Origin of the sequence: Arthrobacter gandavensis, from assembly GCF_015355785.1 — a bacterium.
GTDB classification, from domain to species: domain Bacteria; phylum Actinomycetota; class Actinomycetes; order Actinomycetales; family Micrococcaceae; genus Arthrobacter_B; species Arthrobacter_B gandavensis_A.
This window is the reverse complement of sequence record NZ_JADKYW010000006.1, coordinates 442,099-457,960: the sequence shown is the minus strand read 5'-3', so window position 1 is coordinate 457,960 and position 15,862 is coordinate 442,099. Positions and strand designations below refer to the sequence as shown.

Genomic DNA, 15,862 nt, shown 5'->3' with positions numbered 1-15,862 from the left:
GTGGCTGCCGGCCTTCGCCGTTAGTCTGTGCGGTCTGGTTCAGGACACCTGGCCGCGCCTGGTCAGCTTCGCCCAGCGTGCTGCCATGCCCCACTTGGTAACGTTGGCAATGGCTTCGAAGACAATGTTCCCGCTCATCTTTGAGGCGCCGAACTCGCGCTCCACGAAGGTGATGGGCACCTCGGTAATTTTCAGGCCAAGCCGCGCCACCCGGAACGTCATATCAACCTGGAAACCGTAGCCCACGGACTCAACGGCCGAGAGATCCAGCTTCTCCAGGGTGCTGCGCCTGAAGGCCCGGTATCCGGCCGTGATGTCCCGTACCGGGATTCCCAGCATCAGCCGGGAATAGGTGCTGCCGGCGCGCGAGAGCAGCTTGCGGTGCAGCGGCCAGTTGACAACCGATCCGCCGGGAACCCAGCGCGAGCCGATGACGAGGTCTGCGCCTGCGGCGGAGGCCTCGAGCAGCAGCGGCAGCTGTTCGGGCTTGTGTGAACCGTCAGCGTCCATTTCCACCAGGACGTCGTAGCCGTGCTCAAGGCCCCACCGGAACCCTGCAATATAGGCAGCACCCAGGCCTTCCTTGCCCTTGCGGTGCAGGACATGCACCGCAGGATCCAGCGCGGCCCGTTCGTCGGCGTAGGCACCGGTGCCATCCGGGCTGTTGTCATCGGCAATGAGTACATCCGAGTCCGGTACGGCCGCGCGGAGCCGTTGGAGCGTTTTTGGCAGGGACTCAATCTCGTTGTAGGTGGGGATGATGGTGAGGACGCGCACTCAAAGGCCTTTCAACGAACACGAGCCGCGCTGATCGCGGCTCGGAAGGGGTCTGCGGACGGCGGCAGAAGTACCAGTATATGGGACGGTCCCCTGCACCCGTCCGGCGCATGCCTGGCGGGTCCGGAGCCCGGGCGCACAAAGGGACAGGCACTGCCGTCTTCGGGCCAGTTCCGGAGGCTCCGGACCTGTTTTCTACTGACGGTTGAACCTGTCCCCATGTGCGCAACCAAGGTTGCCGCAGATGGCCCTGCACCGCGTCCGGGTGGACGGACCATCACCCCCACACATACGTGCCCGGGCCGAGGCAGCTGGTTTCCGGCCTGAGCCGGTCCGTGCCGCGGTTTGTCTAGCCTACGTCCTGAGCGTGTTGTGTCAACATGTTTCCTGACTAGGACCTGATGTATATCGGCGCAGGTCAGGGCGATAATCCAACGGTAAGTAAACGTACTGTTTTTTTCGGGTCCCTAGCTAAAATCAGCGGCCCGGTAAAGCTCCGTTCCCAGGTGGACGGTCTGCAGGCAGCGCGGCAGCTGTTCAGTATCCAGCGCGGGCAGCAGCGGGGTTCCCGCCCGGGGGTCCGTGCTCCAGGAGGCGACTGAAGCGTCCGGGGTTTGAACCATCAGCTCATCTGCTTCCCACACTGCGAAGGAAGCCGGCGTCCCGGGGGCGAGCTGTCCGAGCATCGGATCGCCGGTCCCCGCAGCACGCCATCCGGATCGTGTGTGGGCAATGAACGCCGCTCGTGCGGAGATCCGCTGCGCGGGGTTGTTGTGCATCACCGCCGCCTGAACTGCGCGCCACGGGTCCAGTGCCGTCACGGGGGCGTCGGATCCAAAGACGACGGGTACACCCGCTGAGAACAGGGAAGCGAACCGGTTCATCGCCGTACTGCGTTCCCCGAGCCGCTGGGAGTACATACCGTCCTTCGCGCCCCAGAGGGCGTCGAAGGCCGGCTGCATGCTTGCCGTGACTCCGAACCGCACCAGTTGGGCCACGGCCGCGTCGTCGCTGAGTTCAAGGTGCTCCAGGCGGTGGTGGGCGGCACGCAGGGCCGGTTCCCCTACGGAAGCTGCCGCCAGGTCCAGCGCCTGGATGACAGTGTCCAGTCCGGCGTCGCCAATAACGTGGAAACCTGCCTGCAGTCCCGCGCGGGTTGCGAGTTCGAGGTGCCGTGCCGCCTGCTCCGCGCTGAGGTACAGGCTGCCCTCCGTCTCGGGGGCATCCCTATACGGCGCCCGCAGTGCGGCCGTCCGCGCCCCGATGGAACCGTCAATGTTCAGGTCCCCGGCCAGCCCCAGGAGGCGGCCGTCGAAGGAGGCAACAATCTCAGCGAGTTCGGACTCGCTCTGGGCCAGCTGGCCCCAGTACGGCAGGATCTGCGGTACTGGGGCATCGCCCAGGCTGCCTTCCAGGCGCAGAAGCTGCCGGAGATCCCCGGCGGGGGCAATGTGCGGGGCCGCCATCTCAGCTACGGCAACGATTCCCCGTGACGCCGCCAGCTGCAGGGCAGCGCGCTGGTACCGGGCACGTTCCACGAGGGAGAGGCTGCGGGAGACGGTGCGCGCAGCTTCGTGTGCGTCCCTGATGACAAAGCCGTCCTCCCAGCCGTCCAGGGCTGCGAGCCCCAGCTCGGCGGCTAGGGAGCCTGAAACCACGGCACAGTGGACATCCGCGCGGGCGAGGTAGACGCTGCGGTTCCCTGATGCGCGGTCCAGCTCTGCGGCAGTCGGCACCCGGTGGTCGGGCCAGCCGGACTCGTCCCACCCGTGCCCGATGATCAGGCCGGTGGTCCGGGCTGCCTCTGCGGCAACGGCGTCGAGCATTTCAGCGAGGCTGCGCACACCCGAGAGATCCACTGATGCGGCAGCCAGGCCGGTTTCCGTCAGGTGGACATGAGAGTCCACGAAGCCGGGGGCCACCAGCGCACCCTGGAGGTCCACCACCTGCATGTTGTCATCCTGGATGGAAGTCGCTGCCTGCTCTGAACCGACCCAGGCGACTGTGCCCCCGTCCACCAGCATGGCGGTGGCGAAGGGATCTGCTGAGCTGTAGACCGAACCGTTGCGGTAAAGGGTCAGGGCATGGGCCGAGGCCGTGCTGTTCAAGGACTCACCTGTTCTGTGGTTTGTTCGAAGTTCTCGTAGAAAGGAAACGCTGCCGGGCCCGGAGTTATTCACTCACGGCGGAGTAGGCGACGACGCCGCGCTTGATCAGGTCGATTGCTTCACGGCAGCGTCGGCGCAGATCAATGGAGATGTCCGGCACCTTGGCCAGCTGGTCGATGACGTCGATGACCTGCTTGGACCACCGCACGAAGTCCCCGGCGGCCAGCTCGGTGCCGTTGAGGGCCACCTGCAGGTGCTTGCCCCGGACCCACTTGTACATCGGCCACACCAGCCCCAGCTCCGGCTCGCCCGTGACGGGAAGCTTTTCCGCCTCTTCCAGATCCGTCAGCTCCGACCACTGGCGGATGAGAATGTCCACCGCGCCGTCCAGGACGGCGCTGGGCATCTTCGGGCGCAGGCCGCGTTCTTCCCGTTTGGGCTGGTAGACGAGAGCAGTGGCGAGGCAGGCAAGTTCGACGGCGTCGACATCGTCGAATGCCCCGTTCTCCAGCCCGAGCGCAGCCAGCAGGTCCTTCTCGCCGTAGATTCGGCGGAGCTTGCTGCCTGCGGAGGTCACCCGCAGGGAGCCGTCGGCGTCGGCCGCAACGTATCCGTAGTGCTCCAGCACTGAACTGACGCGGTCGAAAACCTTCGCAATCGTGTTGGTTCGGCCGCGGATCTGGGCGGCAAGGTTGTCCGTCTCGCGGCGCAGCTTCCACCAGCGCTCGGCCCAGCGGGCATGGTCCTCCCGGTCGCTGCAGCCGTGGCAGGGGTGCGCCCGCATCTTCCGGCGCAGCTCGGCTATGGCCTGTTCCTGCCGTTCGGTTCCGCCGGTGTGGAGGGATGCGCCGCGGGATCCAGCCGGGCGCGGCGGCCGGTGCTCCCGCAGTGCGTTGCGCAGGGACGAGGCCAGGTCCCGGCGGTCCTTTGGTGTCCGGGCATTGAAGGACTTTGGAATACGGATTTGGGAGACCACATTCACCGCTCCGTCCAGGTCCTGGACGTGCAGGCGGCGCAGCTGCTTGTCCTCGGTCAGGATGGTCGGGCGCGGGTCGCGTGCCCCGGAGTCGGTGGACAGCACCACAGCATGGCCCGGGTTGCGGCCTCCCGGGACGTCCACGACGTCGCCGGGACGCAGGGTTTCAAGGGATGCCGCAGCCGCACTGCGCAGGGTGCGGGCCTTGGACCGCGATGCGTTGCTCTCAAGGTCGGAAAGCTGGCGCCGCAGCGCGGCATACTCGGTGAAGTCCCCCAGGTGGCAGGTCATCGCCTTCTCATAGCCGGCAAGCGACTCCTCGCGTGACCTGACCTGGCGGGCCAGGCCAACCACCGAACGGTCGGCCTGGAACTGGGCGAAGGACGATTCGAGGATCTCCCGTGCACGTTCTCGGCCGAACTGGGCGATCAGGTTGATGCTCATGTTGTAGGTGGGACGGAAGGACGAGTTCAGCGGATAGGTCCGGCGGGACGCGAGGCCGGCCACGGCGGCCGGATCCGTGCCCGGCTGCCAGAGCACGACGGCGTGGCCTTCGACGTCGATTCCCCGGCGGCCGGCCCGGCCCGTGAGCTGGGTGTACTCCCCCGCCGTGACATCGACGTGCGCCTCGCCGTTGAACTTGTCCAGTTTCTCGAGGACCACTGAGCGTGCGGGCATGTTGACGCCCAGGGCCAGGGTTTCGGTCGCGAAGACCGCCCGGACCAGCCCGGCGGCAAAGAGCTTTTCAACCACTTCCTTGAAGGTCGGCAGCATGCCGGCATGGTGGGCGGCGAAGCCGCGGATGAGCCCTTCACGCCAGGTCCAGAATCCCAGTACTTCCAGGTCGTCTTCGGGGATGTCCCGGGCGGCTTCATCAACGGTCCTGGCGATGACCGCTCGCTCGGCTTCACTGGTGAGGGTCAGGCCCGCATCTACGCACTGCCGAACAGCGCCGTCGCAGCCGTTGCGGGAGAAAATGAAGGTGATGGCAGGCAGCAGTCCGCGTTTGTCCAGCTGGCTGATCACCTGCGGGCGTGATGCCCGCGGCGTGCGAGTCAGGGCATTGGAGCCGGATGGCCCGCGGCGTGCATTGGCCGGTTTGCGGCCGCCGGGACCGGACCGCGGACCGGACCAGCGGCCGCGCTGGTTCAGCCGCGACTCGCTGCGGGCCAGCTCCTGGAGTTCGGGATTGACTTTGACCTTGGCCTTGCCCCCGGAACCGGACGGCCCGGTCTCGGCTCCGGCCGTCTCGTCGAATGAAACGTCGGCGGCGAAAAGGTCCAGGATGTCCCGGCCAACCATTACGTGCTGCCAGAGCGGCACCGGTCTGTGTTCGGTGACTACGACGTCGGTGTCACCCCGCACTGTGTCCAGCCAGGCGCCGAACTCCTCTGCGTTGGACACGGTCGCGCTCAGCGACACGAGCTGCACGTCAGAGCCCAGGTGGATGATGACCTCTTCCCAGACGGCTCCGCGGAAGCGGTCAGCGAGGTAATGCACCTCGTCCATGACGACGTAGCCCAGGTCATCCAGCGTGTCCGAATTCGCGTAGAGCATGTTGCGCAGCACTTCGGTGGTCATCACTACGACGGGCGCGTCCGGGTTGATACTGGTGTCGCCGGTGAGCAGGCCGACGTTTTCAGCGCCGTAGGACGCGGAGAGCTCCGTGTACTTTTGGTTGCTCAGGGCTTTGATCGGGGTGGTGTAGAACGCCTTCAGGCCACGTTCAAGGGCCATGTAGACGGCGAACTCCCCCACGACGGTCTTGCCGGCACCCGTTGGTGCCGCCACCAGGACGCCGCGGCCTGCCTCCACCGAGCGGCAGGCCTCGAGCTGGAAGGGATCGAGGTCGAATCCCAGGGACTGCTCGAAGACTCCCAGGCGGGTGCGTGCGTGGCCGATGCGTTCCTTGGCGGCGAAATACCGTTCAGACGGGGAAGTCATATATCCAGCCTAGACGTTCGGCAGAGCGTCTTCGTCCTGCCTTTAGCGGGGTGCGTGCGCCGAACGTGCTGCGCAGCCGCAGCCGCGGCCTGAACTACCGGGTCCGGCTACGCGTCCGGGATGGCCGACGCGGTGTCCGCTTCAGCCTCGACGGCCGCTTCACGAGCTGCACTGCGCCGGGCGCGCCGCTTGTCATTGATGAAGCACAGCCCCACCGCCACGGCGAAGAGCACCAGCAGGGGAGCCGCAAGGTAGAACATGCTCAGTGCGTCTCCGCCCGGGGCAGCCATGGCCGCAAAGAGGCAGATGATGAAGACGGTGATCCGCCAGTACTTCACGATCGTCTTCCCGCTCAGCAGGCCCAGCAGGTTCAGGCCGACCATGACAACGGGGATCAGGAAGGCGATGCCGAACGCGAGAAGGAGCCGAAGGACGAAAGCCAGGTACACCGACGCCGTAATGACGTTCGCCGCGCCCTCGGGGGTGAAGTCGGTGAGGACACCGACGGCGTTGGGCAGGATCAGCCAGGCCAGGTACACGCCCGCCAGGAACAGTGGAACAGCGGCGGAGAGGAAGCCCAGGGCTGCGCGGCGTTCCTTGGTCTTCAGGCCCGGAGTGATGAAGGCCCAGAGCTGGTAGAGCCAGAAGGGACTTGAAACCAGCACTCCGATAAACACGGAGACCTGGATCATCTGGTCGAACGAGGTAGCCACTCCGTCGAAGTTGATAGTGGCCAGCCGGCCCTGTTCTTCGGAGAGTTCCCGGACAGGGCGCGTCAGTTCGTTGAAGACCGGCATGTACAGGAAGAAACCGCCCACGGTGCCAAGGACCACTGCGATAGCAGCCTTGAACAGCCGGTTGCGGAATTCCTTCAGATGCTCCTTGAGGGCCATCCGCCCTTCAGGGTTGGATTTGCGCCCTCGTTTCAGCGCCACAGCCGCTACGGGTTGGCGGGCGGGTTACCGCTGCCGGTATGTGGCCCGGCGGGCGGATTGGGTCCCGCTGCCGGTCCCGGCTGGTTCGTCGCCTGCCCGGGGTTGTTGACCACGCGGCCCTCGACCGGGCCGCCGTCAGCAGCGGAAGAGGTGTTCTCGTCCTTCATCTGGCGTACCTCGGACTTGAAGATGCGCAGCGACTGCCCCACGCTTCGCGCAAGTCCCGGCAGCTTCGGCGCACCGAAGAGCAGGATCGCGATAACAATGATGATGACAATGTGCCAGCCTTCTAGGCGCATGCCGGTGTCCTTTCGTTTACGTGCATTTTAGGTCAGAGCCCGGGGATATCGCGCCAGGCCCGCGGTTGTCCGCGGAGGGTGCGGAGTTGGACGCGGCGTTCGCGCCGCGCCTCTTTCCTGGCCGCTTTACCCTCGTCATACCGGCGCCGTTCATCTGCCGGATCCTTGAAGACCGCTGGCCGGAACTCCGTGGAAGTATCCGGTGGAACGGGTCCCGGAGCGAAGGACAGCCTGGCCCCGGCTGACTGGACTTCTCGCAGCACTGCCATGAACTTGCGGAAGAGCCGGTAGCCGATCAGGACATAGAGCAGCAGGGCCACCGCTGTTAGGGCAACCCATATCAGAATCCACGACCACCAAGGCATGCTTCCAGCATAGTGGAGGGTTCTGGGAAAGCCGTGTCAGCGGCGGCGAGCCGAAAGAGGGCTTCACCGGCTGTTCACGCGTAGTTTGCTGCTGCCGCCGACAGCCAGGCAGAGGTTTCCTCCCGCAACCCGGCCGGTGCCAGGACGGCCGCTGACCCGGACAGGCGTGCAATGAAACCCGGAATCCACCCGGTACTGGCCGTTCGCAGCACCACTGCCTGTCCGCCGTCGGGCAGCTGGGCCCGCTGCTCGGCGCTATAGGCGTCGGCCACCCAGGAAGCGTCCGGAAGAAGGCGGATTGTGACGAACTCGTCCGCCTCCCCCGGCGTGAAGAGACTCGAGGGGAACCGGGGATCAGGGTCGGGCAAGCCGGTTGCGGCCTCACCGCTGTCAGTGGCTGAAAGGATCCGGTCCACCCGGAAGAACCGTGCTGCCTGGGCCCGGTGGCACCAGGCGTCCAGGTACCACGTGTTGTTGTCGGAGAAGATGCGGCGCGGATCGATGACCCTTTCGGAGACTTCGTCGCGGCTGGGCACGACGTAGCGGATGGCCAGGCTTCTTGCGCCGGTGACGGCCTTCTGGAGTTCAGCGAGGAGATCCGGCGTGCCTGCCGGACGGAGTTCCGCTGCCAGCGAGGTGCCGGCGCCCGCCGCGGTTCCGGCAGCCTCGGTGAGCTTAGCGTGCGCGGAGGCCACGGCGTCGGTGGGGGCGGCTCCGGGCAGGGCGGCGAGGGTGTCCAAGCCAACGACCAGGGCAGCGGCTTCGTCCATCGAGAGCCGGACCGGCTGGGAAAGGTTCTCCGCATTGTCTATATAGATTTCCCCGGTCTCGAAGTTCACGTCCATCAGGCCGTTCGGGTAGTACCGCGGCCCGCTGACAAACAGCAGGTTGAGGTCCGAGGCCAGCTGCTCCTGGCTGACTCCGAAGCGGGCGGCAGTTTCCGCCATGCCCGCCCCCTGGTTGGCCAGGATGTAGGGAACCAGGTCCAGAAGACGGCTCAGCCGCTCCTGTGCTCCGGCTGTCTTGGCTGCCGTTCCGCGAACGGCCGCCGCAGGGGCGTAGTCCGGAACCGGTTCGTCCTGGAACCGACGTGCCCGGGCCAGCGCCGCAATAACGGCGTCCCTGAGTTCGGGCGGATGGACCGCCCGGGCAGCCGTACCCAGGGCAGCGGCGTCGGCGGCCAGGGCGTCTAGGTCCGTGACGGCGAACCAGAGGCGGTCCCATCCGGACGGCGGCCCGGCGAGCCCGGCGGCTGGATCCGCATGGTCGCCTGCCCGGAGTCGCAGTTCTGCGCCCGCACCGGCCTGGACGTCCACTGCCGCGGACCGGGAAGCAAAAACGGAGTCCAGGGAGGCCAGGGACACGCGGATGTCGAAGTCCTCCGGAACCCGGTAGCTGCCCCTGCCGGTCCGAACCTCTGTGGTCATGCGGGACAGCCGGAACCACCGTTCAGCGTTCCGGTCAGTGTCCCAGCCAACGAGGTACCAGTGGCCGTAGCGGGAACCCATGCCCCAGGGCTGGACGCTGCGTGCTGATTCCTGGCCGGAGGAAGCCCGGTAGCCAAAGGAAACGGGGGTCCGGTCCGTGACAGCCCGGAACACTTTTGAAAAATTGGGGTCCGACGTTCGGATGGCCGGATGAACCGGGCTGGCCGCTGCGTCTTCGGCGAGGACACCGCGGGCCCGAAGCTTGCGCAGCGCCCGTGCTGCGGCCGACCCGAGGGCAGCCTGCTCCCACATCTGGGCCGCGAGGGCCAGCACAGCGGATTCGGCGGGAGTGAAGGACACTTCGGGCAGCCGGTACTCCTCGCTCCGGATTCGGTAGCGCTGCAGCGAGTTGTCCTGTTCGTAGAGCGGGTCCTCGCTGTAGGACTCCACCGGAATGCCCTGTTCACGCAGGAACGCCTTATCCCGGTCAAAGAGCTTCTCACGGGCTTCAGGCGTTGCTGCCTCGGAGTAGAGCTCGATTTCCTCGAACAGTTCAGCCTTCGTGAAGCCGCGCCGGGAGGAAAGCAGGGCTATGACCAGGTTGAGCAGGCGTTCGGTGCGCTTTTCGGCTGGTTTCGGAGACACACGGCTAATCTACAGCCGTTGGTGCTCCAACCGTGCAAAGGGCGGCCCGCCGGTGCAGTGATGACCGGCGGGCCGCCCTTGGATGGATGGCAGTTACCGCTGCTAGCGGACCCCGAGCAGGTCCACGACGAAGATGAGGGACTCACCCGGCGCGATGGCCGAGCCAGCTCCCCGGTCTCCGTAGGCCATGTGGGAAGGGATCTCCAGCCGGCGCCGACCGCCGACCTTCATGCCTAGCAGGCCCTGATCCCAGCCCTGGATGACCTGGCCGATGCCGACCGTGAAGTCCAGCGGCGCACCGCGGTTCCAGGACGCGTCAAACTCTTCGCCGGTGGAGAAGGCCACGCCCACGTAGTGGGTCGAGACGGTATCTCCGGCCTTGGCCTCGGCTCCGTCTCCGACGATGATGTCTTCGATGATGAGATCCGTCGGAGCACCGTGCTCCGGGAAATCGATCTCCGGCTTCTGGCGGTCGTACTCGCGCTTTCCGAATGACATGGGACTCCTTTGTTTGGGGACTGCCAGCAATCCTATCCGGATTACCGGCTACTTGGCCTCGAGGATGTCGACGACGAAGACCAGGGTTTCGTTCTGCAGTTCGTTGCCTTCAGACGATCCGTAGGCGGTGGCAGGAGGAGCCACAATCAGGACCTGGGATCCGACAGTCTTGCCGGCAAGGCCGTCGGTCCAGGCGGAGATGACCTGGTTCAGCCCGAAGGACGCGGGGGCACCCCGTTCCCAGCTGGAGTCGAAGACTGAACCGTCGGACCACTTCACGCCGTGGTACTGGACGGTGACGGTGTCGTCGGCTTCCACGACGGCGCCGTCGCCCTTCTTCAGCTCCTGGGCGACGAGCTCGGTGGGTGCTTCGGTCTCCGGAACGGTGATGGTCGGCTTGCCGTCGTCATCCAGGGTCACGGTGGGCTGGCCTTCAACGGGGTCGACGTCGGTGCCCCAGGCGCGCGTGGGAACGTCCCGGGCATCGGTCAGCGTGAAGACGATGAACTGCGTAGCAGTGCCTGCCTCTTCATTGCCGGGAACGTAGTAGGCGAAGTCGGAGCCGACGGGAGCACCCACGAGGGCACTGTACATCTGCTCGTTGCCCTGCTTGAGGGTCTCGTCCACCGCAATGTCTTCAGCAGTTTCCGCGGTGTAGGTTTCCTGGCCCGCTTCGCCGCTTTCGGGGTCCATGACCACAAGCCGCACGGAAGCGGTCTGGCCATCGGACAGTTCAGCACCGTCGCCGTCGTTCACCCGGACCAGCGTCGGCTCGTCTGCTGACAGCGGGGTATCGAACTCCACCGTGGGGACGGCACCGTCACCGTTCGAAGTGACTTTTACGGAGGAGAGCGGATCGCTGCTGCCGTCTCCGGAGCACGCGGTGAGCAGCAGGAGGGCGGGCAGGAGCAGGGCTAGTACTTTTCGCACAGTACTTCTTTCAGTGGCGGACAAATGTCTTCTGCCGGCAGCATGGGAGCACGGACATGCCCGCACCCTTGCCGGGCAGCAACACTAACCCTAACGCCTCCACCTGAAAGGAGCCTAGATCCGCTGCCGGGGAGCCCGCCGCCCGCTCAGAGCGTGGACAGCAGCGCCTCGACCCTCTCGTCTACGGCGGCAAACGGATCCTTGCACAGGACGGTCTGCTGGGCCCGGTCGTTGAGTTTGAGATGGACCCAGTCCACCGTGAAATCGCGGTTGGCAGCCTTTGCCCGGCGCACGAAGTCACCGCGCAGCTTGGCGCGCGTGCTCTGCGGCGGCACGTCCACGGCCTCCTTGACCGCGCTGTCGTCGACCACCCGGGCTGTTTCACCGCGTGACTGCAGCAGGTAGAAGAGCCCGCGCCGGCGGGAAATGTCGTGGTAGGTGAGGTCGATCTGGGCCAGGCGGGGTGATCCCATGTCCAGCCCTCCCCGCTCCGCGTACCGGTCCACCAGCTTTTTCTTGATGGCCCAGTCGATCTCCGTGTCGATGCCCGAGGTGTCCCCGGACTCCACGGCGTCCAGTGCCCGCTCCCACAAATCCAAGACCCTCGGCACGTGGCGGTTGTGGGGCCCGTTGTCCCGCACAAAGTCCTGCACCCGGTCCAGATAGACGTGCTGGAGCTCCAGCGCCGTCATGGTGGAGCCGTTGGCCAGCTTCAGCGGTGCCGAGCCGGTGAGGTCATGGGAGATTTCGCGGATACTCCGGATCGGGTTTTCAAGGCGCAGGTCCCGCATGATGACCCCGGCCTCGATCATCCGCAGCATGAGGTCCACGGAGCCGACCTTGAGCATTGAGGTGGTCTCGGACATGTTCGAATCCCCGGCGATCACGTGCAGGCGCCGGTAATGTTCGGCGTCGGCGTGCGGTTCGTCCCGGGTGTTGATGATCGGCCGCGACCGCGTGGTGGCGGATGAGACGCCCTCCCAGATGTGGTCCGCCCGCTGGGAAAACGCGTACAGGGAACCAGACTGGGTGCGCAGCACCTTCCCGGCACCGACCAGGAGCTGGCGGGTAACAAGAAACGGAATCAGGATGTCCGCCAGCCGGGAAAACTCGAGCCGCCGCGGAATCAGGTAGTTCTCGTGGCTGCCGTAGGAGTTACCGGCCGAGTCGGTGTTGTTCTTGAAGAGATAGACGCTGCCGTTGAACCCCTCCGCGGCCAGGCGTTCCTCCGCCTCGTCCACCAGGTCGTTCAGGATCAGCTCACCGGCCCGGTCGTGGGCGATGAGCTGTGCCAGGTCATCACACTCGGCGGTCGCATACTCAGGGTGGGACCCCACATCGAGGTAGAGCCGGGACCCGTTGGTAAGGAAGACGTTCGACGAACGCCCCCAGCTGACCACCTTCCGGAACAGGTAACGGGCCACCTCCTCGGGCGAAAGCGGCCGTGAATCCGGTCCGGAGTACGCAATGCCGAATTCGGTTTCGACGCCGAAAATCCTGCGTTCCATCAGTCTCCTTCCGCGCTGGACAACAAGCGGTCCAGCTCAACGGTTCCTATCCTGCGGAAAGCCCTGACGGTTCCCCTGGTCGACAGCGGATCACGGTCAAGCACAGCGACCTCCAGCAGTCCGGCTCCGAGGACTTCTGCTCCCTGCGCAGGATCCGGTGCTGCCTCACCCGCTGCCCCTTCCCGCGGCTGCCGGGTGGCGGACAGAGCCCGCACGGCCACCTGGATGGCTTCGCTGAAGGTGGTGTCCGGTGACCAGGTGCGCGTCAGTGAATCGTTGACTGCCTCGGCCTGGCCGCCCATCACCACGTAATTGCTTTCATCCGCAATCGAGCCGTCATAGGTAAGGCGGTAGAGATGGTCTGCGTACGGCTCTTTCCCCACTTCGGCCACAGCGAGCTCAACCTCGAACGGTTTGCCCTCGGCGGTGAACACAGAACCGAGGCTTTGGGCGTAGACGCTGGCAAGGCCCCGGGCGGAGACGTCCTCCCGTGCATAGGAGTAGCCGCGGACGTCCGCGTACCGCACGCCGGCCTGGCGCAGGCTTTCGAACTCGTTGTACTTCCCGACGGCGGCAAAGCCGATCCGGTCGTAGATCTCGCCGAGCTTGTGGAGCGACGGCGAGGGGTTCTCGGCCACAAACGCGATCCCGTCGCGGCAGGTCAGCACCACTACCGAGCGGCCACGGGCGATTCCCTTCCGGGCGAAATCGGCCCGGTCCTTCATCAGCTGCTCGGGTGAGACGTAGAACTGCTGTGTCATCTCCTAAGCCTCCCGTCCGGCAGCTGAACGGCGGGAGACCAGCTCCTGGGCGAGCTGGTGGAGTTCGCGTTCGGGGATCTCCCGGATACCGGCTGCGTTGACCACGTAGACCACGGGCCACAGCTGGCGGACCAGGTCCGGTCCGCCCGTTGCGGAGTCGTCGTCGGCGGCGTCATACAGCGATTCGACGGCGATCCGCACCGCTTCGTCCTGGTCCAGTCCGGGGCGCCAGAGTTTTTTGAGGGCTCCCCGCGCGAAGACCGAGCCGGAGCCCACGCTGTGGTGCTCGTATTCCTCATACCGCCCGCCGGTCACGTCATAGGAGAACATGCGGCCGGCGTGCCGTTCGAGGTCAAAGCCGGCAAACAGCGGTATGACGGCCAGGCCCTGCAGTGCCAGCGGAAGGTTCTGGCGGACCATGGCCGCGAGCCGGTTGGACTTGCCGTCCAGGCTCATCGGGGTGCCTTCGATTTTCTCGTAGTGCTCCAGCTCCACCTGGAAAAGCCGGATCATGTCCAGCGCGAGGCCGGCGGTTCCGGCAATGCCCAGCACTGAATAGCTGTCCGCCGGGAAAACCTTGCGGATGTGCCGGCTGGCGATCATGTTTCCCATGGTGGCCCGCCGGTCCCCTGCCATGAGTACGCCGCCGGCATAGGTCAGGGAGACGATGGTGGTGGCCTGGGGCGCTGCGGCTGATGCCGATCCTGCGGGGGCTGTTCCGAGCCGGCGGGCCGAAGGCAGCAGCTCCGGATGGTGGCGGCTAAGGTGTTCGCTGAAGGATGACCCCGCCTCTGCGGCCACCGTGTGTGCAGGATCCGTTGGCACCATCCGCTACTGACCGCCCTTCTGGATGAACCCGCGGACGAACTCCTCGGCGTTGTTCTCCAGTACGCCGTCAATCTCGTCCAGCAGGTCATCAACGCCTTCGGTCTGCGCAGAAGACTGCTCAGCCGGTTCGGCGGCGGGGGGCGGAGTCTCTTCAGTCTCCTCAACGTCCTGCGGATGTGCCCCGGTATTCCTGCGGTCCTGGGTTGCCATGATCCCTGCCCTTTCCGGCTAACGCCGTGCTGCGGAATGTGTCCTAGGTCCTATGGTGCCACGGTAGGTTCCGGACCGGTCAGGAGACGGGTCACAAAATCTTCCGCATCAGCGGAAACATCGAACAGTTCTCCCGTGAGTTCCCTTGTCCCCCGCAGCGGTTCCCGGGTGGGGATGCGCTGCAGCCGGCGCCGGGACGGGAGTTCGAAAATGATCGAGTCCCAGCTGGCCCCGATCACCTCGGCGGGAAAACGGGTGATGCAGCGCCCGCGGAAATAAGCGCGGGTGTCTTCCGGAGGCTCTGCCACCGCGGCCGCTATCTGCCCGTCCGTCAGGATCCGCTCCATCTGCCCGCGGGCCGCCAGGCGGTAGTAGAGACCCTTCTCCGGGCGCATGTCCGAATACTGCAGATCAATCAGGTTCAGCCTGGCATCGTTCCAGGCCAGCCCGTCGCGGTCCCGGTATGCCTGCAGCAGCCGGAGCTTCGCTACCCAGTCCACCTGGGCGGAGGCGGCCATTGGATCCCTTTTGAGGGTACCCACCACCGAAGTCCATCGGCTGAGGATGTCCTCCGTGGCGGCGTCGGCACCACCCTCCCTGCGCGCGTGGGCAGCCGCCGCTTCGAGGTATATTTCCTGGAGGTCCAGTCCGGTGACGTGCCTGCCGTCGTTTAGCTCCACCAGCGCGGTGAGGGTTGGATCGTGGCTGATGGCCTGCAGGGCACCCACCGGGTCCCGGAGTTCGATCTGCGGAGCTGCGGCGTCCTCGATCATGGACAGCACGGCCGACGCCGTCCCCATTTTCAGCAGTGCCGAAACTTCGCTGAGGTTGGCGTCACCGATGATCACGTGGAGGCGGCGGTACTTTTCCGCGACGGCGTGCGGTTCATCCCGGGTGTTGATTATCGGCCGCCGGATAGTGGTTTCCAGGCCCACCTCGGTTTCGAAGAAGTCGGCACGCTGGCTCAGCTGATAGCCCGGGCGCTGGTTGCTGGTGCCGATGCCTACGCGTCCGGAGCCGCAGATCACCTGCCGGGAGACGAAGAACGGCAGCAGCCCTGCCACCAGCCGGGTGAACGGCACGCTGCGCGGCACGAGGTAGTTCTCATGGGCGCCGTAGGAGACACCCTTATTGTCCGTGTTGTTCTTGTACAGGTGGACGGGCGCAAAACCCGGGGTCCTGGCGATATGCCGCATGGCGGTCAGCACCACCGCGTCGCCGGCCTTGTCCCACAGCACCGCGTCATGCGGATTGGTGGTTTCGGGCGAGGAGTACTCCGGGTGCGCGTGGTCCACGTACAGCCGGGCACCGTTTCCCAGCACCATGTTCATCAGCACGGAGTTGTCCTGCTGCTCCCCGTACAGGGCCGACGGTCCACCGCCCTCCAGCGCGATCTGCTCGGCGTCCAGCACCGGCGGGGCGTCAGTCAGCTGGGTGGGGTCGGCAGCAGTTCGGGGCACGGTGTAACCGCGGGCGTCGTTCAGCGGTGCTTCGTCCGTGTAGTCCCAGCGTGTGCCGGAAAGGTTGCCCAATCCGGCACGGACGCTGGCGGCGTAGGCGTTGACTACCTGGCTGGAGAGCACGGTGGCGTTCGCATTCGGCAGGGCGGGAGCGAGTACGCCATACTCCGTCTCCGTGCCCATCACCCTGC

14 protein-coding genes are annotated in these 15,862 nt (G+C 65.8%); all 14 read right to left on the bottom strand.

Going from position 1 to position 15,862, the window contains the following annotated elements; genetic code table 11:
* Positions 1-39: 39 nt before the first annotated feature.
* Entirely contained in the window at positions 40-777 is a 738-nt protein-coding gene (locus ITX31_RS13880; RefSeq protein ID WP_194783990.1) for a polyprenol monophosphomannose synthase, read from the bottom strand.
* Positions 778-1,244: 467 nt separating this feature from the next.
* Complete coding sequence (locus tag ITX31_RS13875; protein WP_228529351.1) at positions 1,245-2,885, bottom strand: amidohydrolase; 1,641 nt, start codon at positions 2,883-2,885, stop codon at positions 1,245-1,247.
* Between the two features lie 64 nt (positions 2,886-2,949).
* Entirely contained in the window at positions 2,950-5,805 is a 2,856-nt protein-coding gene (locus ITX31_RS13870; protein ID WP_194783989.1) for a DEAD/DEAH box helicase, read from the bottom strand.
* 107 nt (positions 5,806-5,912) lie between these two features.
* Positions 5,913-6,698, bottom strand: a complete 786-nt coding sequence (gene tatC, locus ITX31_RS13865) for a twin-arginine translocase subunit TatC (protein ID WP_194783988.1) — start codon at positions 6,696-6,698, stop codon at positions 5,913-5,915.
* A gap of 47 nt (positions 6,699-6,745) precedes the next feature.
* A complete protein-coding gene (tatA, locus tag ITX31_RS13860) occupies positions 6,746-7,039 on the bottom strand; it encodes a Sec-independent protein translocase subunit TatA (protein WP_194783987.1) in 294 nt (97 codons plus the stop codon).
* A 32-nt stretch (positions 7,040-7,071) separates the two neighbouring features.
* Positions 7,072-7,404 (bottom strand): hypothetical protein, encoded by a 333-nt coding sequence (locus tag ITX31_RS13855; RefSeq protein WP_194783986.1) that lies wholly within the window; start codon positions 7,402-7,404, stop codon positions 7,072-7,074.
* Positions 7,405-7,478: 74 nt separating this feature from the next.
* Complete coding sequence (locus ITX31_RS13850) at positions 7,479-9,476, bottom strand: helix-turn-helix transcriptional regulator (RefSeq protein WP_194783985.1); 1,998 nt, start codon at positions 9,474-9,476, stop codon at positions 7,479-7,481.
* Between the two features lie 102 nt (positions 9,477-9,578).
* Positions 9,579-9,974, bottom strand: coding sequence for an FKBP-type peptidyl-prolyl cis-trans isomerase (locus tag ITX31_RS13845; RefSeq protein WP_194783984.1), 396 nt, complete (start codon positions 9,972-9,974; stop codon positions 9,579-9,581).
* Positions 9,975-10,022: 48 nt separating this feature from the next.
* A complete protein-coding gene (locus ITX31_RS16110) occupies positions 10,023-10,904 on the bottom strand; it encodes an FKBP-type peptidyl-prolyl cis-trans isomerase (protein ID WP_194783983.1) in 882 nt (293 codons plus the stop codon).
* A gap of 146 nt (positions 10,905-11,050) precedes the next feature.
* Positions 11,051-12,412, bottom strand: a complete 1,362-nt coding sequence (gene pafA / locus ITX31_RS13835; RefSeq protein WP_194783982.1) for a Pup--protein ligase — start codon at positions 12,410-12,412, stop codon at positions 11,051-11,053.
* Positions 12,412-13,173, bottom strand: a complete 762-nt coding sequence (prcA, locus tag ITX31_RS13830; protein WP_194783981.1) for a proteasome subunit alpha — start codon at positions 13,171-13,173, stop codon at positions 12,412-12,414. Before prcA ends, pafA begins: the two co-directional genes overlap by 1 nt.
* 3 nt (positions 13,174-13,176) lie before the next feature.
* Positions 13,177-14,001 (bottom strand): proteasome subunit beta, encoded by an 825-nt coding sequence (gene prcB / locus ITX31_RS13825; RefSeq protein ID WP_194783980.1) that lies wholly within the window; start codon positions 13,999-14,001, stop codon positions 13,177-13,179.
* 3 nt (positions 14,002-14,004) lie between these two features.
* The gene (locus tag ITX31_RS13820) at positions 14,005-14,211 is read right to left on the bottom strand and encodes a ubiquitin-like protein Pup (RefSeq protein WP_194783979.1); all 207 of its coding nucleotides are present in this window, start codon (positions 14,209-14,211) and stop codon (positions 14,005-14,007) included.
* A gap of 50 nt (positions 14,212-14,261) precedes the next feature.
* Positions 14,262-15,854, bottom strand: coding sequence for a depupylase/deamidase Dop (dop, locus tag ITX31_RS13815; protein WP_194784316.1), 1,593 nt, complete (start codon positions 15,852-15,854; stop codon positions 14,262-14,264).
* Between the last annotated feature and the right edge of the window lie 8 nt (positions 15,855-15,862).